Origin of the sequence: Chryseobacterium gleum, assembly GCF_900636535.1 — a bacterium.
GTDB lineage: Bacteria > Bacteroidota > Bacteroidia > Flavobacteriales > Weeksellaceae > Chryseobacterium > Chryseobacterium gleum.
On sequence record NZ_LR134289.1, the window covers coordinates 4,463,082 to 4,488,613 of the forward strand.

A 25,532-nucleotide genomic window follows, 5' to 3' on the forward strand; every position below is an offset into this window, starting at 1 on the left:
ATACTATTCACAAATAGGTGAAAATTTTATAACTAATCATTAAAATAATATAAAAAGGATCTGAATTAATATACTGACATTTGTAAAAGTAAACTCAGACACAAATTTCATTATAAAGTGGAAGATACAGATGAATGAAAAGTAATTGTTTCTATAACAAAATTATATAAATCACGATGTTAGTAACAAAATGAATTATATTAATTTTCCAATTTTAAAGCACAGAAGATCTTTAAACAAAACGGTACAATCATGAAAACTCAATAAGTAGTTGGAGATATTTTTATTCGTTTCATTCCCTCATCTCCATCGAAACACAGTTAGTTTTTATAATAAGCAAGTTGGAAAAAATAATTCATTTTGTTTTTTATAATTTATTTTAATAGTTGTGGCTTTGACTACATCATATTATTATATAAATATTTTCACACCAAATCACAAAATATTAAGTCTAAACTATTAAAATAAATTTTTACAGAGACCAAAAAGTAATTTCTTCTAAATAACAGTTTTATAAGGGGGCCGCAGGAAATCTTTTTCTGCGGTTTTTTTATGATATTTTACTCCACTTATTTTTTCCTTTGTAATACCTGATGTAATAATTTTTGATGATCTGATTATCAGGTCTGGACAACATAGGATCCGCTTCCAGTATTTTTTCTACCGTATTTTTTGTTGTTTTAATAATTGCTGAATCATTGATAAGGTCTAATCTTTTAAAATCCACTACACCACTTTGCTGCGTACCCAGGATATCTCCTGGACCACGAAGCTGCATATCTACCTCAGAAATTTTAAAACCATCATTGGTTTCAGTCATTGTCCTGATACGGGTTCTGCTTTCCTTAGATAATTTATCAGATGTCATTAGAATACAGTAACTCTGTTCGGCGCCTCTTCCCACGCGTCCTCTCAGCTGATGAAGCTGTGACAGCCCGAATCTTTCAGAGCTTTCAATTACCATCACAGAAGCATTGGGAACATTTACCCCTACTTCAATTACCGTTGTTGCAACCATAATTTCGGCTTTTCCTGATGCAAAGTAAGCCATTGCAGCATCCTTTTCATCCGGTTTCATTTTTCCGTGAAGCATAGTCACATTATATTCTGAGAAATAATCCATAACGTGTTCCAGACCTTCCATCAGGTTTTTATAATCCAATGTCTCAGATTCTTCAATAAGTGGATATACAAAATAAACCTGGCGCCCCTTTTTAATTTCATCTTTACAGAAATTATAGACATACAACCTGTCTTTTTCCCGGCGATGAGCGGTAATAATAGGTTTTCTTCCCACAGGCATTTCATCAATCACGGAAACATCAAGATCAGAATAAAAACTCATGGCCAGAGTTCTGGGGATAGGAGTGGCAGTCATTATCAGAATATGCGGAGGAATTTTATTTTTAGCCCATAACTTGGCGCGTTGAGCAACTCCAAATCTATGCTGTTCATCAATAATGGCCAATCCCAGATTTTTAAATTTAACCTTATCTTCTAAAACAGCATGCGTTCCAACCAAAATAGAAAGCGTTCCGTTTTCCAGTTCTTCATGGATTACTCTTCTTTCTGATGCTTTGGTTGAACCTGTCAGAAGACGGATATTAATTCCTGTTTTTTCCAACAGTTCCTTAATACCGTTATAGTGCTGCTGGGCAAGAATTTCCGTTGGAGCCATCAGGCAGCTCTGAAAACCGTTGTCCATCGCTATAAGCATGGTAAGAAGTGCCACCATTGTTTTTCCTGATCCAACATCTCCCTGTAAAAGCCTGTTCATTTGAATTGACCTTTTCATGTCCATACGGATTTCCTTTAAAACTCTTTTCTGGGCATTGGTAAGGTCAAAGGGAAGGTGATTTTCATAAAAGTCATTAAAATGATCTCCAATTATTGGAAAAGGATTACCATGAGACTGGGTTTTATGATGAAGCTTCTTTAAGCCATATCCTAGCTGAAAGAAAAATGATTCTTCAAATTTCAACCGGTAATCAGCCTTATTAAAATGCTCCATATCCTTTGGAAAATGAACATTCAGAAAAGCATGCTGTCTTGACATGAACTTAAAGGTTTTCATCAGGTAATCCGGAAAATTCTCTTCGATAAGCCCTGGAATTTCTTTACAGATGTTTCTTAGAGCATTCTGAAAAAATCTTTGATTTAATCCTCTTTTTGTCAGTTTTTCAGAACTCGGATATATCGGTTTCAAACGGGTATCGCCTTCTTTTTTTTCTTCAGCCTCTATTTCCGGATGCGGCATAGAAAACTGGCGGTTGAAAACATTGATCTTTCCGAAAATATAAACCTCTTTATTGACAGGCAGCTGCTCTTTCAGCCATTTTGAATACTGAAACCACACAAGATCCATACTGCCGGTATCATCATTGAATTTAGCAGATAATCTCTTGGTTTTGCCCGTCTGGATTTCCTGCACCTGTGTGATTTTTCCTTTCAGTTGTATTTCCTGACTGCTTTCTTCCTGAAGCTGGGATATTTTATAAATTTTACTCTTATCCAGATAGCGGATCGGATAGAAGTTCAGCATATCTTCTACAGTAGACAGGCCCAACACGTTTTTAATGAGTTTGGCTCTTTCCGGACCTATTCCTTTTACATATTCTATGGAAGTTTCTAAAGTCATTTCTTATCTGGGATTCGGGAACCGAATATGGTATAAAAAACAAAGTTTCGAATTTCGGTAAAATAAAAAAGACTTCCAAAAAAAATTGAAAGTCTTAGTTTATATAAAGCAATTTAAACCTGAAAATGTAATTACTCTTTGATTTTGGATTTGAACTTTTTCTGGTAGTCCTCCCATTGTTCCCTGGTCTTAATCTTTTTGAATAAATCTTTTGAGATCAGTTCCAGGTAAGGTTCCAGTTCTTTGGCAGACAATTCCCCCTGAAGAATGGTAATAGGATCACCATGTTCGTCCAGAAATACGGTGCTTGGAACAGCGCCGACATTCATATACTGTGTAAACTCATGCAGAGAATTTCTTCCTTTCTTATGTTCAGTATTTGGGTTGGAAAATGTTCTTCCAAAAATCTCAATACTCTTTTTTTCTTCTGCATTGAACTTTACGGGATAATAATTCTCATTCAGATTCTGTGCAATTACTGAATGCCCATATGTTTTTTTATCCATAATCTTGCAGGGACCACACCAGTCTGCATAAAAATCAATAAGTATCTTTTTAGGATTTTCCTTTTGAGCTTTTAAAGCTTCCTCAATGGTCATCCACTTTACCTGGGCAAAGTGAAAATTTAATAGAAGTAAGAGAACTATGCTTAAAATTTTCTTCATATTGTGATATTTAGGTAAAAATAAGCATAATTACTTATTTTCTATTTTACATCCTGCATTAATTTTTTCACGTACGGAGATATCAAAATTAGTACCACTCCGGCAATTACCGCATATAATCCCAATTGTTTATATCCATCAGTATAAGTGATCAAAGCATCATAGTTGCTGGAACCTCCTTTTGATGTCGCAAGGCTGGCTCCGATAATCCCTGCAACATACTGTCCATACGCTGAAGCAAGGAACCACATTCCCATCATCATTCCCTGAAGATTCTTTGTAGAAAGCTTTGTCATGATAGATAACCCGATAGGAGAGAGGCATAATTCTCCAAGGGTAATGATTAATAATGCCAGAGTGAAGAAGTTCAATGAAGTAATCCCTTGAAGATCTGCGAATAGTCTGGTGGCAAATAAAACATAATATCCTAATCCCAGGAAAATAAATCCTAATCCGAATTTGATAATCGTATTGGGTTCAATTTTTCTTTTGTTCAGCCAGATCCAGAGAAGTCCTACAAGTGGAGCAAGGAAAATAATAAAGAAGGCTCCCCCTGAGTTATTAACACCATTAGGATCTAATCCGAAAAGATCTTTGTTCAGGTTTTTAGCCGCAAAAATACTTAAAGAACCTCCACTTTGTTCGTAAATACCCCAGAATATAATGGAGAAAATAATGAAAACCAAAGCGGCCCAAAGCTTTTTACGTTCTGAAGCAGTTACTTTTGACATTTCATAGAATAAATAGATTAAAGTTAATGGCCCAATTGTCCACATAAAATAATCCGTATATTCTGTTTTCGCTACCATGGTCATAATGATAGGGACAAAAATCAATGATAAAACGTATACTCCATATTCTTTCCATTTTGGGATCGGAGCTGTTTTTACTTCTGCTAAAGGGTGTCCCGGCTGTAATCCTATACTACCTAATGTTCTTTGTGTGAATACAAAATTTATTAAACTTACTACCATTACGATTGAAGCCAGTCCAAAAGCAATATGCCATCTCATTTCTTCCGCAATAACATTACTTAAGAATTCTCCTTTACCAATGGCAATACATAAATAACCACCTAGTAAAGCTCCAAGGTTAATTCCTGCATAAAAAAGTGAGAATCCCGCATCTGCTCTTGAGTCATTCGGTTTGTAAAGCTGTCCAACCATAGATGAAATGTTTGGTTTGAAGAAACCTGTCCCAACTACGGTGAATGCTATTCCTAAGAAAAAGAATTTATGGGGATCTGTAGCAAGGATTAAACTTCCCACGATCATCAGGAGACCTCCCCAAAACAAGGATTTTCGGAATCCTAAAATTTTATCGGCAAAAAGGCCGCCTACAAAAGTAAAGGCATATACGAATGCCTGTGTGGCACCATATTGAAGGTTGGCTTCTTTTTCATGGAAATTAAGCTGAGAGATCATAAAGAAGACCAGCATTCCACGCATTCCGTAGAAACAGAATCGTTCCCACATTTCAGAGAAAAAAAGGCTCCAGATCTGTCTGGGATATTTTCCTTTGAAATTTTGTATTTCATCTAAAGTTAAGCTCATAATGATATATGATTAAGTTCTAATTAGGGTTTTTATCTTTCTGATCCAGTTCAAAACGGATTCCGTCCTGGTCAATAATTTGTTTTAATTCTTCTTCTTTTGGGAGGTACAGCAGGTATTTGCTGGTAAATAAATTGTTTTTATCATTTTGAGTAGGAAAAATCTGTAATGGGACCCGCTCAATTCGTGACGCAATGCGTCACATATTGGAAAGGCATGAAAAAAAGAGCGCATGTTTCTTAAGTTACTTTCACCAAATCCTTTTCCAAATTCTAAGGTAAGCTTCTGAGAAAGTTTTTTCAGCGTATATTTTCCGTATTCTGCCCGTTCTTTTCCCTGTTGTTCATTTTCAACAATCAATTTTCCAATTTGCCAGTAAGTGAGCAGTAGCGTAGAATTCGCTATACGAAACACTTTTTCGCGCGATTGTCTAATGATTTCCTTTACGGATTGGAATAAAGAATCTTCGGAAATTTCCATCATACGAAAATAAAAAAAACCTCTGACTTGGCAGAGGTTTTATAATATTTTGTTGACACAATTAGTTTACACCGTGCATCATTTTCTTTAAGATAGGTGAAATCAAACCTAAGATTACAGCAGCAATACCACAAAGTACTACGAATACCATAAAGAATTCAAATAAGTTATGGATTTCAAATCCTACAAAAGTAGGGTTGTGCAATGGAAGCTGAGCTTTATCGAAAGCAGCTGCCTGATCTGCCGTAAGGGTTACTTTTTTATCTAAAACATCCTGTAGGTTAATACCCATTTCTTCAGCTTTCTTGAATTTATCACCTGTAGCAGGGATAAGTGCTCCTAAGGAACCTGCCAATGCATAACCAGCAGCGTTGGAAATAAAGAAAACACCGTACAGTAATGAAGCAAATCTTTTCGGAGCCAGTTTACCAACCAATGATAAACCAATCGGAGAAAGACAAAGTTCACCACATGTCTGGATGAAATATAGCAACATTAACCATTTGATGGCCAATAAACCTGAGTTTCCAAGGTCTTTTACGTTATGTGCAATGATGAAATAAGAAAGCGCGATCAATGCCAATCCCATCGCTTGTTTGAATGGAGATACCGGTTCTTTGCCTTTGGCTCTTAATTTATCCCAGATTAAACTGAAAGGAACTGCCAGAATAACAACGAAGATTCCGTTGAAGATCTGAACCATTGAAGGTGGCATATTCCATCCGAAAATGTTTCTGTCAGTTTGGTTATCCGCGATAAATGTTAATGAAGATCCTGCCTGTTCGAACGCAGCCAGAAGAAAATAATAAAGAATGATACGATATAGATTACCCAGATTCTCTGTCTTTCAACCTTATTTTCAGCAGAAGACATAATTAAGAAGGCAAGAGAAATACCAGCTGAATAGATGAATGGATAAATGATTCCTTTAATCAGTTGCCCCATTTCTACAGAATTGAATCCAAACTCACCTACAAGAAGGTATCTGAATACAAAGAATAAAATAACGAATATTCCTCCAGTGATTCCTAAAGCCTGACCAGAGAATTTGGCAGTCTGTGTTTCTCCTTCTTCAAAGTCAGCACTTGTATTATTTTTTGGCAATCCCCCGATAGGTCTTCCCTCCGGAGTTACCACATATTTATTTTTAAGGATAAAGAATGTTACCGTTCCGATAACCATCGCAATAGAAGCTGCCAGGAATCCCCATTTGAAAGCAAAGATATCTCTTACACCTGTTGCAGCATCTTTTACGTCTCCTACGTACGGACAGATGAACTGACCCAGGAACGCTCCGATGTTAATCCCCATGTAGAAAATAGTAAAGGCAGAATCCAGTTTAGATTTTTCCTGCTTCGGATAAAGGCTTCCTACCATTGAGGAAATATTCGGTTTGAAGAATCCGTTACCAAAAATGATCACGAATAACGCCAGCCACATGATAAGCTTAGCACTGCCGATATTTGCGGAGAATGTAGAGGCACTGATGAATAAAAGAAACTGGCCGATAGCCATTAATGATCCACCAATGATAATAGCGTATCTGTTTCCGATATATTTATCAGCAATAAATCCTCCCAAAAGAGGTGTTAAATAACATAAAGCTAGAAATCCACCATAGATGATCGCTGCATCAGCTTCTTTTATTAATAAGGAATTTACCATGAAGAGCGTCAAAAGTGCTCTCATCCCATAAAAGTTGAAACGCTCCCACATTTCTGTTCCGAAAAGAACCCATAATCCTTTAGGATGCCTGGAACTCTTATTCTCTACAAATTCATCCGGTTTCGGACTCAATGCTTCAATATTATCCATTTCTATTGTTAATTTTTGTTAAGACTGACAAATATAGTTTATTTTGGGTTTTTGGCAAGGTTTTAATTTTATTTTTAAATAAAAAAGCTGCGGAACTATTCCGCAGCTTGCTAATCTGTATAATATCAAGGATTAATGTCCTTTTTCCTTCATAATTTTGTTCAGTCTTTTCAGCATGGAAAGACCTAAAAGTGTAGCAAATATTAACAAAGCGAAGTTCACAAGGAAATAATTTGTCTTGTTTTCATAATTGTACCATGTGCTTGCCAGAATTCCTGAAAGCTTGTTTCCAACAGAGTTAGCAAGGAAGAAACCTCCCATCATCAGGGCCGTAATTCTCGCAGGAGAAAGCTTGGAAACAAAAGAAAGTCCCATTGGAGAAAGACAGAGCTCACCAACGGTGATTACTCCATAGCTGGCAACCAGCCATAACGGAGATACCTTTACAGCACCATTGTCTCCTGCCATTACTGCTAAAACCATCACCAGACAGGAAAGTCCTGAAATAAACAGCCCTAAAACAATTTTAGTAGGGGTTAAAGGTTCTTTTCCTTTTCTTCTCAGCAATGCCCAGAATCCTACAACAACCGGTGTCAAAGCAATGACCCAGAACGGATTGATGGACTGGAACAATTCCGTATTATATAAATAAACTTTATTTTCAGGGTTTTTCTCAAGAGCAGCACGCTGTTCAGGAGATATGTTTTTAAAATAAACATCTTTTCCCATTTCCTTTTTAGTCTCTCCGTTATCATCTTTCTGGGAACGGAACTGATTATCATAAACAGGAGTTTCCTTGTCTTCATAGCTCTTCCCATCTACCATATAAATACCTTCCAATGGCTTTTCAAGGGAAGCAGGAACACTTCTGTCCGTATAATAATTGGCCCATCTTGTTAACGCTGTACCGTTTTGTTTGAAAACCGCCCAGAAGAACATACTGATCAGAAATACGGAAAGTAATGCGCCGATAGAGGCTTTTTCATCAGGTTTAGCTTTAAAGTAAAGAGAAGCATAGAAATAAATAACAGGGATACATGCAAAAATAAAGGCATCCGTACTGTCGCTTCCAAAAATATTGTCAGGAATAAACCAGCCTATTGCTCCGGCAATGATCGCAGGAACAAATACTTTGATCAGAATTTCTGAAAGCTTGGTGTCACCTTCCTGTACAGGCTTCATCTGTGCTGCGTGGATATAATGCTTTCTTCCAACTGTAAATATAACCATCCCGATAAGCATTCCTACTCCGGCAGTGATAAAAGCTTCACCCCAACCGAATTTATTACGCATGAAAGCCGCAATAATATTACAGATAAACGCCCCGATATTGATTCCCATGTAGAAAATATTATACCCGGAATCTTTGTTGGCTTTATAAGGTTCTTCAGAATAAAGATTTCCTAATAACGTTGAAATAGTAGGCTTAAAGAAACCGTTTCCGATAATAATTAAAGCGAGAGAGGTATAAAACAAAGGTAAATCCTTAAAAACACCCATTCCTATATATCCTGCAGCCATTAAAAAGCCACCGAGATAAATAGATTTAATATACCCTAAAACCCTGTCTGCCAGGAATCCTCCGATAAATGGAGTCAGATAAGTTAAGGCAATATAAGTTCCGAAAATGTCATCAGCAGTTTTATCCGGAAGTCCAAGTCCGCCTTTCATACCCGTAGGCTCAATAACATACAGAACAAAGATTCCAAGAATCAGGTAGTACCCGAAACGCTCCCACATTTCTGTAAAAAACAGATAAGGCAGCCCTTTAGGATGTTTAGTCTTCATATAATCAATTTTCAAATTTCCCAAAAATAGGTTTTTAATTTTAATTGATAAAATAAATAATACTTGCTTAAGTGATTAATGAAATAAATATAAAATTTTAATTGTAAAGAGTGATTTAAGTTACTGAATTTAATTTGTACAGATTATGTACATGTTGTGAATCATTGTTATACAACAGATATACAAGTTTATTTTGCTTCTATATGGTATTTGTTTTTTAGTTTCGGGATGTCGCAAGACATATAATTAAAAACATTTATTATGAAAAAATTAAAAAAGATTTCGAGAGAAAAGTTAAAAAGTGTCCAAGGAGGTCTAAAAGATTTTTGTCAGCCGGGAGCTGGTGATGTATGTGCACAATGGGGTCTGGAATGTGGTTTTCATTATACGGTCCAAAACGGACAAGTAGTTGAATCACTAACTCATAATGCTTGTATGTAAACTTAAAAAGTTATTTTATATGAGATGCAATAATGCATCTCATATTGTTCCTGTGCTTTAATATTTTCATTGAGTTTGTTGAACAAGGACCTAATATTTACTATGAAAAAATTATTATTTATTTTACTTTTTCTTTCAAATAGTTTATCTGCACAACTTATTTCGTTTGTTTACGAAATTAAGCATAAGCCAAATCCGGATAAAGAAATTTTTGAAACCAGCAACTATTATCTTGATATAATCGGAGGACAGTCTGCTTTCCGGTCAAAAAAAGAAAGGGATGCTGATTCATTAATGTTAAAAAACGGATATTGGGAAAGCGGACCAAAAACTTCACTTAATCAGCTTTATATTATTAAGAATTTAATAAATAAAAGTATCATCAAATGTATAACAACTCTATCAATGCATGATTTGTATAACATCACTATAAATGATAAACTAAGTTGGGAGATTCTGCCCGAAAGAATGAAAATTGGAGATATGGAATGTCAGAAAGCCACAGTAAAGTATGGTGAAAGAAATTGGATAGCATGGTTCAGTCATAATATACCCCTACCGGAAGGGCCTTATATATTTCATGGATTGCCAGGATTGATCATAAAGATTTCTGATGATAAAAATGATTATGATTTTAGTTTGATAAAGACTATAAATATTGATAAAAATAAAACGTTTTATTTGAGAAAGGGAAAAGAAATAACCTGGGAAACCTATGAAAAGATACAACGGGATTATTATTCGGATCCGTTTGCAGAAATCAAGGCAAGAAATATAAAGTATAAAGTAACTGATGAAAAAGGAAATCCGGTGGAAATAAGTTTAAAACAGATGACGGAAAGTATTCAAAAACGAATAAGGGAAAACAATAATCCAATTGAACTCAACCATAAAGTCAATTATAATTAAACAGGCTTTAAATGCTTTAAAACTACCTGAATATAAAAAATGCACTCAGCTGAGTGCACTTTTATTCCATTACTTGATTATATAACCCTTTTTTCTAAAATTTTAAAAAAGGTATTTATAGTATTTTATTATAAGTTATTCAAAATGAAATCCGTCATTTTCTGATACAGCTGTGGTCTTGTCTGTCCACCATAAATTCCGTGGTTTTTATCAGGATAAGCCATAAAATCAAATTGTTTTTTATTTTGAATTAATGCTTCAGAGAATTCCATAGAGTTCTGGAAGTGAACGTTATCATCAGCAGTTCCGTGGATTAAAAGGAATTTTCCTTTCAACAGATTGGCATATTCTGTAGGAGAGTTTTTATCATATCCATCAGGATTTTCCTGAGGCGTTCTCATAAATCTTTCTGTGTAGACTGAGTCATAATATCTCCAGTTGGTTACCGGTGCTACTGCAATTCCCATCTTGAAAACATCTGCTCCTTTCGTCATGGCCAGACTGGTCATATACCCACCAAAGCTCCATCCGAACATTCCGATTCTGTTTTTGTCAATATAAGATTGGTTTCCGAACCACTTCGCTGCAGTAATCTGATCTTCAATCTCATATTTTCCTAAGTTCATATAGGTTACTTTCTTATATTTTGCTCCTTTATAACCCGTTCCACGACCATCTACACAAGCAACAATATATCCTTTTTGCACAAGATGATTGAACCACATTGCATTGCCATTATCCCATGAGTTTGCCACCTGCTGAGATCCCGGTCCGGAATACTGGAACATAAATAAAGGATACTTTTTATTCGGATCAAAGTTTTTAGGCTTCATGATCCAGGCATTCATCTGATCACCAACAGTATTGGGAATGGTGATGAATTCTTTTTCAACAAAATTATCAGCCTTTAACTTCTGTAACTGTTCGTTGTTGTTCTGGAGTTCTTTTACTGTTTTTCCGTTACCATCCTTTAAAACATAAGTATATGGTCTTGCAGCGGTAGAAGAAGTTTCAATGAAATAATTGTAGTTCTTGCTGAAATTAGCAGAATTGTTTCCTTCCGCATTGGAGATCAGCTGGGTTTTTCCGTTTTCGATATTTACTTTAGAAATAACCTTATTGATACTTCCTTTCTCAGTCGTCTGAACGTAAATTTCTTTCGATTTTGGATTGAATCCATAATAATCGGTTACTTCCCAGTTTCCTTTTGTGATCTGCTTTTTAAGCTTGCCATCTTTGTCATACCAGTAAAGGTGGCGGTTTCCGTCTCTTTCAGAAGCCCAGAGGAATGAATCGTCTTCAAGAAATTCCAGAGTAGGGCTGTCTGTATCAATCCATTTATCATCCGTTTCAGTAAACAACTTCTGAACAGCTCCTGTTTTGGTATTTACTTTTAAAATGTCGGAAGCATTCTGGATTCTTTCGGAAGTAATTAAAACAATTTCATCCGGTTTTGCGGTCTGGAAGACATTCGGAATATAGTAGTTTTTGAAAGAACCTAAGTTCAGCTGCATTGTTTTTCCATTGTCAAGACGGTACAGCTGTGCTGAAACTACAGAGTTTTTCTCGCCTGCTTTCGGATATTTATAACGCATTTCAGTAGGGTAAAGGGTTTTCCCGTAGATTGGAATATAGATCTCCGGAACCTGGCTTTCATCAGATTTTACAAATACGATCGCATCAGAATTCTTAGTCCATTCGTATTGTCTTGCGTGCCCGAATTCTTCTTCATATACCCAGTCTGCCAGACCATTCAATATAGAATTCTTTTTACCATCAGTAGTAATCTGTGTGATTTTTCCTGAACCAAGATCCTGGTAGAACAGATTATTGTCAGAAATAAAGGCTACTTTCGTTGCATCAGGCGAGAATGTTGGTTCCTGAACCGGCTTTCCTTCATTCAAGCTGATTACTTTTCCGGATTTTAAATCTTTAACATCAAATTTTCCAAGGAAAGAATGTCTGTAAATAGGCTGGCTTCCCAGCTGTAGAAGGATTTTAGATTCATCATCAGAAAAAATATAGCTTTCAAACTTTCCGTCTACAAGATTTCCTTCTTTTTGTGAAGTTTTGTAAGAATATTTGGCAATTCCAGATGGTTCAATAACAAGATAGTTCTCCCCGTTTTTCATGGAAGAGATTCCTGCAATGCCCTTTCCACGGTAATATCCTGAATAAATTTTATCTAAAGTGATTTCCTGCGCTGATACATTTTGAAATACTGCCGCCACAGTAAGAGTTAAAAGTAGTTTTTTCATTTCTAGCATTAATGGATTTCAAAGATAATAATTTTATTAAATGTGTAAAAAAGCTTTTCAATTACGCTTTTTGGCAAAAAAATTGAATATCATTAACTATAATCAAATCAAATAATAATTATGGAAACGAATGCATACAACCAGAAACTGAACCGTTATGTAATGAATGATCGAATCGTTTATACAGGTTTTTCCAGTTTTAAAGACGCAGAAGAATGCGCCCGTAAAAAAGGAGGAACATTGGTGGAAGTAGTATTCAGAGACGGGAATGATAATCCCGAAATTAATGATGAAGCGGGTTTGATAGAGAAAAAACTTCATTACTATGTGTATGCAGGCGATGAATATAAATTTATCCATTCCTCAGACCCGGGATTCAGAAAATACGCGGATGAACTGCAGAAAATTAAAGCAAAACAACAGCAGTCTCCACCGGATGAAAGGTATTTAGCTAATTTTGAAATTGAAAATGCGGAAGACCCGATTATTGTGATTAAGAATGATCATTTTGAGTCGGTAACATCAAGAGAGCGTTCAAAATATTTGAAACATGCCTGTGTTTATGAATTAGGGGTATCCCTGCCAAAATCTTAAAAAAATCTTATCATGAGCAAGACTAAATATTCAGAAAAAGCTCAGGACAAAGTAGGAAAAGTTATGCACGAATTCAAGGAAGGAAAACTGAAATCTTCTTCCGGAAAGAAAGTGACAAGCAGAAAACAAGCCGTAGCCATCGGCATTTCTGAAGCGAGAGAAAAAGGCCTTAAAGTGCCTTCCAAGAAAAAAAGTAAATAAACTCAATAAAAAAACCGGAATATTTTTCCGGTTTTTTTATTGACAAGCAAAATAACAAATGGGTTATTCGTTTTTAATCGCCTTGTCTTAAGCTATTTGCCTTTTTGCTATATCACTAGTTCGTTGTATTATAAAGTATTTTGTAATATTCATCTGCCATCCTGTCGCTGTTGAAATGATCTTTCACATCATTCATTGCATTATGCTGGATTTTTCTCCATTCGTCAGGTCTGTCATAATAGGTTGGAAGTATTTCGTTTTCAAGGATTTCATATAATTTGTTTAAATCGTAATTGTCCTGTTCATAAATACTCATATTCAGATAATCTGCTTTGGGAACTACAAAAGAGTTTTCTCCATGTTTTGCAAATTCCGGGATCCAGCCGTCATCTGTGGATAAATTAACGGAACCGTTCATTGCAGCCGTCATCCCTGAAGTTCCTGAAGCTTCCCTTGGAACTCTTGGATTATTAAGCCACACATCAGAACCTTGTTTCAGAGATTTGCTTAAAGAAAGTTCATAGCCCGTAAGGACAGCCATGTTTTTATGATTTTTACTTTCTTCAACCAGCGTATTGAAAGTAGAAATAGCAGAATAATCCATTGGATAAGGCTTTCCTGCCCAGATGATCTGTACCGGATATTTTGGGTTATTCAGAAGTTTGTAGAATCTTTCTTTATCATGTAAAAGAAGTTCTGCACGCTTGTAACCTGCAAATCTTCTGGCCCATACAATGGTAAAGACATTAGGATTGAATAAATTCCCTGTCTGATCTGCGACAATGCTGAAAAGTTTTTTCTTTAAATATTTTTTGCGGAAGTCGAAAACAGTGGCATCATTTTCATCCTTTGCGTTATATAAAGGCTTATCTGCCCAATATTTAAATTCCTGTGCATTGGTAATAGAAGTTATTTCACAAATACCCGGATACTTGCTCCACATAGCTCGGGAAACTACACCATGCAACTGGGAAACCCCATTGGCCATTCTTGCCATTCTTAATGCACAGAGAGAATGGTTGAAACGATCATCATCAGACCCTTCAATCTTTTTTACTTCTTCCATGCTGTATCCTGAAAAATAGGACATGTCATAACATAACCTGAAGCTATGCTTTTCGTTACCTGCTTCTTCCGGAGTATGGGTGGTGAAAACGAGTTTTTCTTTAACCTTATTAAGATCTCCGTTATATTTTCTTAAAAGATAGAAAGCTGCTGGCAGTCCGTGAGCTTCATTAAGGTGATAAACCTCTCTTTCTATATTCATTTCATCCAGTAACTTGGCACCTCCTTTTCCTAATAAAATATATTGGGCAAGCTTTGTGGATTCATTGGCATCATATAATTTGTGACAGATTGTTTTGGAAACATGATCATTTTCCGGAACGTCTGTAGAAAGGAAAAACATAGGTGCCGTATTGAAAATTTCAGGGTCAAGATACCATACCTTTACCCAAACCGGAGCACTGTGGATTTCAATCTGGAACTTGATTCCGGTGTCTTCAAGGAAGCTGTACATCTTTCTTGTCCACACGGGCTGTAAGGTCTGATCGTGATTTCTTGCCTGGTCATAATAACCGAACTTCCATAAGATACCGATTCCGATAAGATCCTGCTTAAGGTTGTAAGCACTTCTCATATGAGATCCTGCCAGAAAGCCAAGTCCTCCCGAATATATCTTCAGTACCTGCTCAAGAGCAAACTCCATTGAGAAATAAACAGTTTTTTTGGAATATTGAGGATTGATATTGTAGGGTATTCTGAAATTCCTAAAATCCATAAATGTAGGTTTGTGTTTAAAAAAGCAAAGGTATAAATAATGAAAATAAACTTTACATTAATTAATAGATAAATTAATTTAAAAACTACGCATTGAATTGTTTTTTTACTTACCTTTAAGAATGTAAATTTTTGATTATCAAAAACTTTTAATGATGAAAGCCATTGGCTGCATGTGTTCTTTAATTAAATAAAAAAATCACACATGAAAAAGACATTCTCTGATGAAGATCTGATCAAGAATCTGAGTTTATATTACCTGAACAGGCATTTGAAAAAAAAGCCTATAGAGAAGTATCATCGTACCATAGACGAATCTCCGCTGCATGACCGTGAAAAATACAGAAAGAAATCTGAGATCCTTCTTCTCAATTCTTTTATGCACCACTTCCCCGAAGTGAAATTTGAAAACCTTACCTGCGAGAGCCCGGACTTTATCGCAAAATTAAACGACAAAAAAATCGGAATAGAACTTACTGAAGTGATCAACCATCTGGAAATGAAGAAAGTGGAGAGCACTTTAAATAAAATGTTCCGCCAGGCAGAAATATTATTAGAACAGGAAGACACTACGAAATATCGTGGTGTTTATTTTTTAGAATTCCATCCTGCAACTAAATTTGATAACCTGGAAGTACAGCAGGAAAACATTATCAGTATTTACAAAAGCATTAAAAAAAATAAACCGGTTGGCTGTGTAAAAAGTCTGAGAAAATCTTTTCATCGCAGGAATGTTTTTATCACTCATGAATACAGCATGAACCTGTTTGATGAACTTTGTTCGGAAAAGATTCTGGAACTCATTGAAAAAAAGAACGAAAAATTTCCATATTATGATACCTCTGTGGATGAATGCTGGCTGGTTATTGTTTCAGATATGAATTCCATTGCTTCACGATATACTTTCATTCAGGATAAGGAACATCTGAAGGAAGTGAAAAGCCCTTTCCATAAAATATTCCACCTTGAGAATCTTTGCGGAAATATTACAAGTATCAAGTAAATTGAGTGTTTTTATATGTTTAGATATTTTGTGTTTTAATTGAAAATAATATAAATAATATTAAATTATTTCGTTTTTTAATTTGTAATAGTTTAAAATTGTTATGGTTTTATTGTTTTTAATTAAAATATAGGTATATTTGGTGTTCATTGACTATCAATGTGATGTATAACTAATATAACCATAAACATATAATCTATGAGAAAAATTTTACTTTTCATACTTCTATACCTCTCTCATACTTTCTATGCCCAAGCTGATTGTGCCACTGCACTATCCGTTTGCGGAAACTCAAATATCACTTACAGTCCAACAGGATATGGTAATATAAAAGAACTGGTCAACTCGGGAAGCTGTATAGACTTTACCGGAGAGCACAACTCAATATGGTATAAAATCACCATTGCTACAGGAGGAACACTCACTTTCGACCTCGTTCCGAACAATCCGGATGCCGATTATGACTGGGCAATTTTTGGTCCTAATGTAACGTGTGGAAGTTTAGGTTCGCCAATACGTTGTAATGCTGCAACGGTTATCGGGCCTGGTCCTGCTACTGGGTTGAACATGACAAGCACACTTTTAAGTGCTGCAGGAGGTTCGCTAACCCCTTATTGCAAGTATCTTGATGTTTTGCCGGGACAGACTTATTATTTATTTATTGATAACTGGGTAAGCAGCACCAGTTCTACTACGGCTCCGTTTTCTCTGACATGGGGCGGAACTGCAACACTGGCTTCACCGTTCACGGATCCAAGTATCCAGACTCAGCCATTTAATCCTCCCGGAATTCCGGCAGCCAATCCTGCTGATCCGAGAGAAGTGGTAATATGTTCTCCTACAGCTTTATTTGATTTTTCTACATTATCCACAGGAATTCTTAACGGGAATCAAAACTTTGGGGTAAGTTATCATGTAAGTCAGAATGATGCCTTAACAGGGAATAACCCGATTACAACCCCAATCACTGTCAATACGACCACTGTTTATTATTACAGTATCAGTTATACCGATCCTACAAATGCATCTAATCCGCTTAATAAATGTAAGCAGGTAGGAGCATTTAAATTCAAGAATGGTGCTATCACAGTTAAAAATGTAACATTGACCGAGTGTAACAATAATAATGCAGGAACAGCTTTATTTGACCTGACTACAGCAGACGTTATCGCAAACCCGAATGTCACCAAAAAATATTATCACACGATGGCGGATCTCAATGCCGGCACTAATGAAATTACCAATCCAATGGCATTTGTTTCTGCAGAAGGCGTTATCTACGTGAAGGTAATATCCGAATTCGGTTGTACCGCTGTAGCACAGATTACCCTGAAGTTTTATCCGGTGGTGGTAGTGAATGAAGCAACCTTAAGATCATGCTTCATCGAATCCAGCCCATCCACAGCCTCTTTCAACCTTGTCAATGCTTCAGTAACCGGGCAGACCAATCCGACAAAAAAATATTATCCTTCATTGACTGATGCTCTTAATCAAACTAATGAGATACTGAATGCCAATAATTATATTGCACCTAATGGATTTGTATATGTAAGGGTTTCGAATGCCCAGGGATGTTACACAATTGCCAGAATTACTTTAGTCGTTATTCCGCCAGTATATTCTGATAAACTTAAAGATGTCACGATTTGTGCCGAGGACCAGACAACTCTGGATGCAGGACCTGGATTCAAAAGCTATGAATGGAGTACAGGAGCTACGACTCAAACCATCAAAGCAGGGATAGGAGTATACTGGGTGAAACTTAAAACAGGAGAATGTATCACGACACAGACTGTAAAAGTGCTCCCTTCAGAACAGCCGGTTGTTTCCGGTATTGATATTTCGAATAATACCATCACAGTATCTGTAATTGGAGGAACTCCGGCTTATAAATATTCAATAGATAATATCATCTGGCAGGATTCCAATGTTTTCAATAACCTTTCAAGAGGGGATCATAAAGTGTATGTAAAAGATGCTTATGACTGTGATCCGATAGAAATCGGAATTGTTGTACCTAATCTGATCAACGTCATCACCCCTAATGCAGACGGAATAAATGATGTGATCGATTATTCTGCACTGGCCAACAAACAAAACCTGATCATGAATGTTTTTGACCGCTATGGAAATAAGATCTTCCAGGCAGACAGATCAAATGGCTATAAATGGGATGGTACCCAGGGAGGAAGAAGAGTACCTACAGGAACTTACTGGTATTCTATCACATGGAATGAAAATGATAAAAAGAATACAGCCATTAAATATACAGGCTGGGTTCTAGTGAAAAACAGAGAATAATAATAAAACAGATAGAAAAAACCACTTCATATTGAAGTGGTTTTATTTTTAAAAGTTTTTAAATTAGGTAGCAAAATAGAAAGCATGAAAGACCTGTTCATAAAACGTTTTGAATACTATAAATCACTTGGGGATAAAACCTTTGATCAGCTCACAGACGAGCAGATGTTCTGGCAGTATAATGAAGAAAGTAATTCTATTGCTGTAATAGTGAAACATATTGCCGGAAATATGCTTTCAAGATGGACCAATTTCCTTACTGAAGACGGGGAAAAGTCTTATCGTAACCGTGATGATGAGTTTGTCAACTCTTTTACAACTAAAGAAGAAGTCCTTGAATATTGGGAAAAAGGGTGGGCCTGTTTTTTTAATGCTCTTAACAAAATAAATGATGAGAATCTTTATTCAACAATATATATCAGAGGCGAAGGGCATTCTGTGATGGACGCAGTTTTTCGTCAGCTGGCTCATTATCCATATCATATCGGACAGATTGTTTATATCGCCAAAATGATAAAAAATGAAGACTGGAATACACTTTCTATTGCCAGAAACCGTTCCCAACAGTTTAATACAGAAATGAAAACCAGATTTTCAAGCACAGATCAGCAAAACAATTCATCACCTGTCTGCTTTCAAAACAGTCCTGAAGTGAGGGACGAATATAAACAATAGATTGAATCAATCTTGCATTCTTATTAAAATTACTATCTTTGCACCCATAAAATTCAGGAGTAACAAATGTCTACTTTTCACAGAACTGCCGCGTTTCATACACTTGGCTGCAAACTAAACTTTGCAGAAACATCTACTATTGCCCGTCAATTAACAGATGCAGGTTATGAGAAGGTAAGTTTTGATGAAAAAGCGAATGTGTATGTTATCAATACATGTTCTGTGACAGAAAATGCTGACCGCGAATGTAAACTTCACGTAAAAAGAGCAATGAAAGCCAATCCGGAAGGTCTGGTGGTTATCGTGGGTTGTTATGCACAGCTGAAACCTGAAGAAATTTCACAGATTGAAGGCGTTGATCTTGTTTTGGGAGCTAAAGAAAAATTCAATATTCTAAGCTACCTTGATGATTTGGAGAAATCTGAAAACGAAGGAATAGTTCATTCATGTGAAATTGAAGAAACCGACTTCTTTATCGGAAGTTATTCTATTGGTGACAGGACCAGAGCTTTCCTGAAAGTACAGGATGGCTGTGATTACAAATGTACTTACTGTACCATTCCGTTAGCAAGAGGAATTTCACGTTCTGATACCATCGAAAATGTTCTCCGAAATGCCACGGAAATCGCTGCAAAAGACATCAAAGAAATTGTTCTTACAGGTGTGAATATCGGTGACTACGGTAAAGGGGAGTTCGGAAATAAAAGACACGAGCACACTTTTCTTGATCTTATTTCAGAGCTGGATAAAGTAGAAGGGATAGAAAGAATCCGTATATCTTCTATTGAACCTAACCTTTTAAAAGATGAAAGTATTGAACTGGTTTCTAAAAGCAGAAGCTTTGTTCCGCATTTTCATATCCCGTTACAATCCGGAAGCGATGATCTTTTGAAAAAGATGAAACGTCGTTACCTGACCAAACTTTACAACGACAGAGTGAACAAGATCCGCGAGGTGATGCCTGATGCGGCTATCGGTGTAGATGTTATTGTAGGATTCCCGGGAGAAACAGAGGAAAGATTTATGGAAACCTATAATTTCCTGAATGAGCTTCCTATTACCTATCTTCACGTATTTACCTATTCTGAAAGAGAAAATACGGAAGCTGCATCAATGGACGAAGTAGTTCCAGTAACGGAAAGAAAAAAACGTAATAAAATGCTGAGAATACTTTCTGAAAAGAAGAAGATGGCATTTTATCAGACACAACTTGGAAAAACGCTTCCTGTTCTTTGGGAGCATGAAAATAAAGACGGAAAAATGTTTGGCTTCACAGAAAACTATGTGAGAGTCCAGAAAGACTTTGATCCTGCATCCGTAAACCAAATTGAATTTCTGAATTTAGAAAAAATCCTGTCAGATGGCACGGTTTCTGTGCAATCTTCCTACGAAAATTTTTTAGCAAAAGCATAGGCTCTTTGCAAAAATTCTACTAAATTTATTTTTAAACTTTAAATACTACATTCATGAGAGATAAGTTTTTATCTTGGGGAATTGTATTAGTAGTTGCTACATGGATTATAGCAATACTGATCAGAGCGCATTACTGGATACCGACGCTGTTATCCGCAATTTATGCATTGGGTGTTTACAATGCTTACCAATCGAAACATGCTATTTTAAGGAACTTTCCTGTATTGGGATATTTCAGGTATTTTTTCGAAAGTATTTCACCTGAAATGCAGCAATACTTTATTGAAAGGGAAACAGACGGGAAACCGTTTCCAAGAAACCAGCGTTCTGCAGTATACAGACGTGCAAAAAATTTAAGTGATACGGTAGCTTTCGGGACACAGCTGGAAGTGAACCACAGAAAATACGAAGGAATCAAGCATTCTATTTATGCAAAGTCACCATCAGAAGAACTTCCCAGAGTATGGGTTGGCGGTGAGCAGTGTACACAACCTTACCACGCTTCCTTATTCAATATCTCAGCAATGAGTTTCGGGGCATTGAGTGACAGAGCGCAGATTTCATTGAACAGAGGTGCTAAAAAAGGGAACTTTTATCATAATACAGGAGAAGGAGGAATCTCGCCTTATCATCTGGAGGGAGGAGATTTGTGCTGGCAGATAGGAACTGGGTATTTTGGTTGCCGTGATGATGAAGGAAAATTCAACCCTGAGTTGTTTACCAAATATTCAACCCTTCCTAATGTGAAAATGATTGAGATCAAATTATCACAAGGAGCAAAACCAGGCCATGGAGGAGTGCTTCCGGGAGTGAAAAATACTCCGGAAATTGCAGCAATTCGTCACGTAACACCGGGAATGACCGTTATTTCTCCACCGTCACATACCGCTTTCTCTGATGCTACAGGACTGTTGAGGTTTGTACAGCAGCTGAGAGATCTTTCAGGAGGGAAGCCGGTCGGTTTTAAACTTTGTATCGGTGATACCAAAGAATTTGAAGATATCTGTGTACAGATGAATGTTCTTAAAATTTATCCGGACTTTATCACCATAGATGGAGCGGAAGGAGGAACAGGTGCAGCACCACCGGAATTTTCTGACGGAGTAGGAATGCCGTTAGAGCCGGCTTTAATATTTGTAAACAGGACACTTAACAACTATAATGTAAGAAGTAAATTAAGAGTAATTGCCAGCGGTAAAGTTCTTACCAGTCTTGATATTCTGAGAGCCATTGCAATGGGAGCAGATATGTGTAATAATGCCAGAGGATTTATGTTCTCTTTAGGATGTATACAGGCGTTGAGGTGTAACTCAAACAACTGTCCTACAGGAGTTGCAACACAGGATAAAATGCTTATTAAAGGACTTGATGTGACGGATAAGGCAGAAAGAGTATATCACTTCCATAAAAATACCCTTCACACCTGCAACGAACTTATTGCTGCTGCGGGAAGAAGTTCTTATGAAGAAGTAGATGCTACCATGTTTATGAGAGGAGATGAGTTTGACCATCTTGCAGACCTTTATTTCCCGGATATTTTAGGAAATGTAAAACAGAAGGCAAGATCGTAATTCACTTTGATACAAAATAAAAATAGCCCCCAAAATGATCATTTTAGGGGCTATTTTTATTTTGTATTATTCTATTGTTACTTTTGTTTTTCTCCATCAGGTCTGTCAGCTCTTCCATAAATCTGAAAGTTGAATACAAAAGACCTGTTTCTGTAAGACATGTTTAAATACGGATAATGAGGGTTTCTTGCAAAAGCAGCTCTGGAAGGAACAATAATGACTCCCTGTAGGTTATAAGGAGTTTCATTCAAAAGATCATTGAATGCTTTAAATTTCTGTAAAGCTTCTCTGAAACCTGATATTTGATAATAACCAGGCTGTTTTGCCGCATCAGTTGTACCAGCTTCCAGTATTGATTGCTTTACATAATAATACGTAGGATCAATAACTGGAACGCCTGTTCCATCAATGGTATTTAAAAATGCAGTTTTTGAAGTAAATGAAGTGTTTCCGTCAGAATTAACTGCAAGGTAAGAATATGCTCTTCCCATGATTTTGATAATATCATCATCCTTAATGGTTTTTGCAGAATCAGCTGGCGTTGGCTGAGCTCCGCTTCTGACAATATAGATTGTTCCTGAAGGTAGTGTTACAGGACTCAGTTCAGACAGCTTCTTTTCAGTGTCATCCGCAGTATCTGTAGAACTGAAAGCTTTTATATTACCTTGCGCATCCAGATAATTCTCATCCATGAATTTCTTAATAGCCTGATCATCGTATGTGTTTTGTGTAGCAACATCTTCCGGCTCTACATAGGTATCAATCGAATCATCTTTCTTACAAGCAGAAAAACACAAAGATCCTGCAAGGATATATAAAAATATTTTTTTCATTTCAAAAAACTTTAATTACTTTACAAATAATATAACGGCAAAAGTATAAAAAAATATGAGAATAGATAAATTTTTATGGAGCATTCGTTTTTATAAGACGAGAAGTATTGCAGCAGAGGAGATTAAAAAGAACAGAGTTTCTATAGGAACGTCTGCCGTAAAGTCATCTAAAGAGGTAAAGGAAGGGGATACAATTAAAATCCGTAAGAATCAGATTGATTATAAAATAAAGGTAATTCAAATTCCAAAGAGCAGGATAGGAGCCAAGCTGGTACCCCTTCACATACAGGATGTGACCGATAAAGAACAATACGAATTGCTGAAACTTCGCAAGATGTCACAGGATTATTACAGAAATAAAGGGGAGGGAAGACCTACCAAAAAAGACAGAAGAGAAATGGATGAATATGTAGGAAACGATATCGACTCAGATTTCACAGACTGGGATGATTTTTTTGGAGAGACAGACAGTGAAGAGGAGAACGAAGATTAATATAAAAGTAAAAGCTCTAGAGATAGAGCTTTTCTATTATTTCGTTAACAATGTCTTCTGGTTCCCTGGAATCTGTTCCTACAGTAAATTGTGCTTTGCTGTAAAACTGATTTCTTTCAAATAAATGTTTGGCAATGAATTCCGGCAGGTCTTCATCTGATATGTTGGCAATGAGTGGTCTTTTCTCTTTCTGTTTTGAAAGCCTTTCCACTAATGTTCCTACTCCTGTTCTTAAAAAGACACTCTTGGAATTATGGTTGATGATCTCCATATTATTATAGTACACAGGAGTTCCTCCGCCAAGGCTTAAAACCACATTTTCTTCAGAAGCCAATATCTCTTCCAATGCCTCCCTTTCCAGCTTTCTAAAGTAAATCTCTCCCTTTTTTTCAAAAATCTCAGGGATGGTTAATTTATTTCGTCTGGAAATCTCTTTATCGAGATCAATCAGTTTAAAACCGATTTTTTCGCTTAATATTTTGGAAATGTGTGATTTGCCACTTCCCATGTATCCGATCAATGAAATTACCATGAATTTTTTTTAAACAAATTTGCGAAAAAGTTTTGAGATAAAGAAAAAAGTCATATCTTTGCACCACTTAAAACAAGGGACATTACTTAAATGAAAACTTGTTATAATAAGTGGCCGACTCGGTAGCTCAGCTGGTAGAGCAATACACTTTTAATGTATGGGTCCTGGGTTCGAATCCCAGCCGGGTCACTAGCAATAAAGATTACTGTTTTGTGATTTTATTGCCTGCGTGGTGAAATTGGTAGACACGCCATCTTGAGGGGGTGGTTTCCTAAGGATGTGCTGGTTCGAGTCCAGTCGCAGGCACTGCAAAGAAAAATTTATAATTAATATTGAAATTTATTTCATTTTAATTGTGGCCGACTCGGTAGCTCAGCTGGTAGAGCAATACACTTTTAATGTATGGGTCCTGGGTTCGAATCCCAGCCGGGTCACAAGTTTACTGAAAAGTAAATTTTTTTCATATTAATATTTTGTGATTTGGTGTTTCAAAGGCTTCCTTCAGGAGGCCTTTGATTTTTGTATGAATCAGGTTTGTTATCTTTCTTTTTTTCAATAAAAAATCCCCAACTAAAAGTCAGGGATATATTATTTAAATTCTGAATGATTAGTCCAGATGCATATTGTCAATTAATCGTACTCCATCTACCACTACTACAATAAAGGCTCTGAAATTTCTGTCTTTATAGAAAAAATCAGTTTCCTGTAATGTGTTTTCATCGGCAATCAGGAAATATTCCAGTTTCATTCCCGGCTGGTCATCAAAAATGTCAGTTACTCTTTCTTTGATTTCCGGAATAGAAACCGTCCTGAACCAATCGTTTACTTTTTTTAAAGTCTCATAGATCACTTTTGAAGCTTCTTTGCGGTCTTCATGAAGTCTTTGGTTTCTGGAGCTTAGTGCCAATCCGTTTTCTGCTCTGTAAATAGGAACTCCGGTTATTTTAACAGGAAGGTGTTTCTTCTCTACCATTTTTTTTATGATGGCGAGCTGCTGGAAATCCTTTTCACCAAAATAAGCATTGTCTGGCTGTACCTGTCTGAAAAGCTCTTCTACAACAGTTCCCACCCCGTCAAAATGTCCGGGTCTTGATTTTCCTTCCATCTCACTTTCCAATCCATCAAAATCATAGTGCTTACTTTCTGCCTTTTCAGGATAAATATCTGCTACCTCTGGGATATAAACAGCATCTACAAGGCCAGAATTCTGAAGAATGAGTATATCTCGGTTAATATCTCTAGGATACTTTTCCAGATCTTCAGGATTATTGAACTGGGTTGGATTTACAAAAATTGAAGAAATAACAAGGTCATTTTCTTTTTTTGCCTCTTCATACAGAGAAAGATGCCCTTTGTGTAAGGCTCCCATAGTAGGGGCAAAGCCGATTCTCTTTCCCATTTCTTTCTGTCTCTCAATGAAATCCTGAAGAACTTTCCTGTTTTTTATAACTTCCATAGTTTATTTTAATACTATTTCAAAAATAGTAAAAATATCGCATAATAATATGTGCTTTTATTAATTTGAAAAAGGGAATTATCGTAAAAAAATGTTAATTAAAATAATGTTGGATGTTTTTTTGTAATTTTGCA

20 protein-coding genes, 3 tRNA genes and 1 pseudogene are annotated in these 25,532 nt (G+C 36.3%); 13 read left to right on the forward strand and 11 right to left on the reverse strand.

From position 1 onward, the window contains the following. Positions 1-550: 550 nt before the first annotated feature. The 6 genes and pseudogenes from recG to EL165_RS20425 all read right to left on the reverse strand — a co-directional run bounded on the left by recG (position 551) and on the right by EL165_RS20425 (position 8,939). On the reverse strand, positions 551-2,638 hold the full coding sequence (recG, locus tag EL165_RS20400) for an ATP-dependent DNA helicase RecG (RefSeq protein ID WP_002984753.1): 2,088 nt from the start codon (positions 2,636-2,638) through the stop codon (positions 551-553). 131 nt (positions 2,639-2,769) lie between these two features. Beyond that, positions 2,770-3,303 (reverse strand): thioredoxin family protein, encoded by a 534-nt coding sequence (locus tag EL165_RS20405; protein WP_002984752.1) that lies wholly within the window; start codon positions 3,301-3,303, stop codon positions 2,770-2,772. A 41-nt stretch (positions 3,304-3,344) separates the two neighbouring features. Then, positions 3,345-4,856, reverse strand: a complete 1,512-nt coding sequence (locus EL165_RS20410) for a peptide MFS transporter (RefSeq protein WP_002984751.1) — start codon at positions 4,854-4,856, stop codon at positions 3,345-3,347. Between the two features lie 84 nt (positions 4,857-4,940). After that, positions 4,941-5,339: a DUF1016 N-terminal domain-containing protein gene (locus EL165_RS20415; protein WP_228370591.1), complete on the reverse strand. Its 399-nt coding sequence runs from the start codon at positions 5,337-5,339 to the stop codon at positions 4,941-4,943. 58 nt (positions 5,340-5,397) lie between these two features. Continuing rightward, positions 5,398-7,151, reverse strand: a pseudogene (locus EL165_RS26590) (peptide MFS transporter). 132 nt (positions 7,152-7,283) lie between these two features. Next, positions 7,284-8,939, reverse strand: coding sequence for a peptide MFS transporter (locus EL165_RS20425; protein ID WP_041462144.1), 1,656 nt, complete (start codon positions 8,937-8,939; stop codon positions 7,284-7,286). A gap of 261 nt (positions 8,940-9,200) precedes the next feature. Between EL165_RS20425 and EL165_RS20430 the strand changes: the two genes are divergently transcribed. Together EL165_RS20430 and EL165_RS20435 are read left to right on the forward strand one after the other, a co-directional pair. Beyond that, positions 9,201-9,380, forward strand: coding sequence for a bacteriocin-like protein (locus EL165_RS20430; RefSeq protein WP_002984746.1), 180 nt, complete (start codon positions 9,201-9,203; stop codon positions 9,378-9,380). Between the two features lie 102 nt (positions 9,381-9,482). Then, on the forward strand, positions 9,483-10,289 hold the full coding sequence (locus EL165_RS20435) for a GLPGLI family protein (protein ID WP_002984744.1): 807 nt from the start codon (positions 9,483-9,485) through the stop codon (positions 10,287-10,289). A gap of 128 nt (positions 10,290-10,417) precedes the next feature. On the opposite strand, the gene EL165_RS20440 is transcribed toward EL165_RS20435, so the two are convergent. Next, on the reverse strand, positions 10,418-12,547 hold the full coding sequence (locus tag EL165_RS20440) for a S9 family peptidase (protein ID WP_041462143.1): 2,130 nt from the start codon (positions 12,545-12,547) through the stop codon (positions 10,418-10,420). Positions 12,548-12,667: 120 nt separating this feature from the next. Between EL165_RS20440 and EL165_RS20445 the strand changes: the two genes are divergently transcribed. Next, positions 12,668-13,141, forward strand: coding sequence for a hypothetical protein (locus EL165_RS20445; protein WP_002984740.1), 474 nt, complete (start codon positions 12,668-12,670; stop codon positions 13,139-13,141). A gap of 12 nt (positions 13,142-13,153) precedes the next feature. Further along, positions 13,154-13,342 (forward strand): DUF6496 domain-containing protein, encoded by a 189-nt coding sequence (locus EL165_RS20450; RefSeq protein WP_002984739.1) that lies wholly within the window; start codon positions 13,154-13,156, stop codon positions 13,340-13,342. Between the two features lie 115 nt (positions 13,343-13,457). Here EL165_RS20450 and glgP read toward each other — a convergent pair whose 3' ends face one another. Beyond that, a complete protein-coding gene (gene glgP, locus EL165_RS20455) occupies positions 13,458-15,122 on the reverse strand; it encodes an alpha-glucan family phosphorylase (RefSeq protein ID WP_002984737.1) in 1,665 nt (554 codons plus the stop codon). A 204-nt stretch (positions 15,123-15,326) separates the two neighbouring features. Here glgP and EL165_RS20460 point away from each other — a divergent pair, with 204 nt between their 5' ends. From EL165_RS20460 to EL165_RS20480, 5 genes are all read left to right on the forward strand, one after another. Then, positions 15,327-16,124 (forward strand): hypothetical protein, encoded by a 798-nt coding sequence (locus tag EL165_RS20460; protein ID WP_002984735.1) that lies wholly within the window; start codon positions 15,327-15,329, stop codon positions 16,122-16,124. A gap of 198 nt (positions 16,125-16,322) precedes the next feature. Continuing rightward, complete coding sequence (locus EL165_RS20465) at positions 16,323-18,425, forward strand: T9SS type B sorting domain-containing protein (protein ID WP_002984733.1); 2,103 nt, start codon at positions 16,323-16,325, stop codon at positions 18,423-18,425. A gap of 84 nt (positions 18,426-18,509) precedes the next feature. Further along, positions 18,510-19,100: a DUF1572 domain-containing protein gene (locus tag EL165_RS20470; RefSeq protein WP_041462142.1), complete on the forward strand. Its 591-nt coding sequence runs from the start codon at positions 18,510-18,512 to the stop codon at positions 19,098-19,100. A 66-nt stretch (positions 19,101-19,166) separates the two neighbouring features. Continuing rightward, entirely contained in the window at positions 19,167-20,513 is a 1,347-nt protein-coding gene (mtaB, locus tag EL165_RS20475; RefSeq protein ID WP_002984730.1) for a tRNA (N(6)-L-threonylcarbamoyladenosine(37)-C(2))-methylthiotransferase MtaB, read from the forward strand. A 53-nt stretch (positions 20,514-20,566) separates the two neighbouring features. Then, positions 20,567-22,084 (forward strand): FMN-binding glutamate synthase family protein, encoded by a 1,518-nt coding sequence (locus EL165_RS20480; RefSeq protein ID WP_002984729.1) that lies wholly within the window; start codon positions 20,567-20,569, stop codon positions 22,082-22,084. Positions 22,085-22,161: 77 nt separating this feature from the next. Here the strand turns inward: EL165_RS20480 and EL165_RS20485 are convergent, their stop codons facing one another. Next, a complete protein-coding gene (locus EL165_RS20485; RefSeq protein WP_002984727.1) occupies positions 22,162-22,917 on the reverse strand; it encodes a hypothetical protein in 756 nt (251 codons plus the stop codon). Between the two features lie 55 nt (positions 22,918-22,972). Here EL165_RS20485 and EL165_RS20490 point away from each other — a divergent pair, with 55 nt between their 5' ends. Next, positions 22,973-23,410, forward strand: coding sequence for an RNA-binding S4 domain-containing protein (locus EL165_RS20490; protein WP_002984725.1), 438 nt, complete (start codon positions 22,973-22,975; stop codon positions 23,408-23,410). A gap of 16 nt (positions 23,411-23,426) precedes the next feature. On the opposite strand, the gene EL165_RS20495 is transcribed toward EL165_RS20490, so the two are convergent. Then, the gene (locus EL165_RS20495) at positions 23,427-23,942 is read right to left on the reverse strand and encodes a shikimate kinase (RefSeq protein WP_002984723.1); all 516 of its coding nucleotides are present in this window, start codon (positions 23,940-23,942) and stop codon (positions 23,427-23,429) included. Between the two features lie 116 nt (positions 23,943-24,058). Between EL165_RS20495 and EL165_RS20500 the strand changes: the two genes are divergently transcribed. From EL165_RS20500 to EL165_RS20510, 3 genes are all read left to right on the forward strand, one after another. Then, positions 24,059-24,131, forward strand: a tRNA-Lys gene (locus EL165_RS20500). Positions 24,132-24,165: 34 nt separating this feature from the next. Continuing rightward, a tRNA-Leu gene (locus EL165_RS20505) sits at positions 24,166-24,248 on the forward strand. A gap of 55 nt (positions 24,249-24,303) precedes the next feature. Next, a tRNA-Lys gene (locus tag EL165_RS20510) sits at positions 24,304-24,376 on the forward strand. A gap of 173 nt (positions 24,377-24,549) precedes the next feature. Here the strand turns inward: EL165_RS20510 and panC are convergent. Next, a complete protein-coding gene (gene panC / locus EL165_RS20515; RefSeq protein ID WP_002984721.1) occupies positions 24,550-25,398 on the reverse strand; it encodes a pantoate--beta-alanine ligase in 849 nt (282 codons plus the stop codon). Positions 25,399-25,532 lie beyond the last annotated feature (134 nt).

Bases quoted from the DNA above. Each gene is read 5' to 3' on its own strand.
- EL165_RS20485 (WP_002984727.1), bottom strand. From the start codon at position 22,917: ATGAAAAAAATATTTTTATATATCCTTGCAGGATCTTTGTGTTTTTCT.
- panC (WP_002984721.1), bottom strand. From the start codon at position 25,398: ATGGAAGTTATAAAAAACAGGAAAGTTCTTCAGGATTTCATTGAGAGA.
- EL165_RS20495 (WP_002984723.1), bottom strand. From the start codon at position 23,942: ATGGTAATTTCATTGATCGGATACATGGGAAGTGGCAAATCACACATT.
- EL165_RS20440 (WP_041462143.1), bottom strand. From the start codon at position 12,547: ATGAAAAAACTACTTTTAACTCTTACTGTGGCGGCAGTATTTCAAAAT.
- glgP (WP_002984737.1), bottom strand. From the start codon at position 15,122: ATGGATTTTAGGAATTTCAGAATACCCTACAATATCAATCCTCAATAT.
- EL165_RS20445 (WP_002984740.1), top strand. From the start codon at position 12,668: ATGGAAACGAATGCATACAACCAGAAACTGAACCGTTATGTAATGAAT.
- EL165_RS20490 (WP_002984725.1), top strand. From the start codon at position 22,973: ATGAGAATAGATAAATTTTTATGGAGCATTCGTTTTTATAAGACGAGA.
- recG (WP_002984753.1), bottom strand. From the start codon at position 2,638: ATGACTTTAGAAACTTCCATAGAATATGTAAAAGGAATAGGTCCGGAA.
- EL165_RS20470 (WP_041462142.1), top strand. From the start codon at position 18,510: ATGAAAGACCTGTTCATAAAACGTTTTGAATACTATAAATCACTTGGG.
- EL165_RS20435 (WP_002984744.1), top strand. From the start codon at position 9,483: ATGAAAAAATTATTATTTATTTTACTTTTTCTTTCAAATAGTTTATCT.
- EL165_RS20410 (WP_002984751.1), bottom strand. From the start codon at position 4,856: ATGAGCTTAACTTTAGATGAAATACAAAATTTCAAAGGAAAATATCCC.
- EL165_RS20465 (WP_002984733.1), top strand. From the start codon at position 16,323: ATGAGAAAAATTTTACTTTTCATACTTCTATACCTCTCTCATACTTTC.
- EL165_RS20415 (WP_228370591.1), bottom strand. From the start codon at position 5,339: ATGATGGAAATTTCCGAAGATTCTTTATTCCAATCCGTAAAGGAAATC.
- EL165_RS20425 (WP_041462144.1), bottom strand. From the start codon at position 8,939: ATGAAGACTAAACATCCTAAAGGGCTGCCTTATCTGTTTTTTACAGAA.
- EL165_RS20405 (WP_002984752.1), bottom strand. From the start codon at position 3,303: ATGAAGAAAATTTTAAGCATAGTTCTCTTACTTCTATTAAATTTTCAC.
- mtaB (WP_002984730.1), top strand. From the start codon at position 19,167: ATGTCTACTTTTCACAGAACTGCCGCGTTTCATACACTTGGCTGCAAA.
- EL165_RS20430 (WP_002984746.1), top strand. From the start codon at position 9,201: ATGAAAAAATTAAAAAAGATTTCGAGAGAAAAGTTAAAAAGTGTCCAA.
- EL165_RS20480 (WP_002984729.1), top strand. From the start codon at position 20,567: ATGAGAGATAAGTTTTTATCTTGGGGAATTGTATTAGTAGTTGCTACA.
- EL165_RS20450 (WP_002984739.1), top strand. From the start codon at position 13,154: ATGAGCAAGACTAAATATTCAGAAAAAGCTCAGGACAAAGTAGGAAAA.
- EL165_RS20460 (WP_002984735.1), top strand. From the start codon at position 15,327: ATGAAAAAGACATTCTCTGATGAAGATCTGATCAAGAATCTGAGTTTA.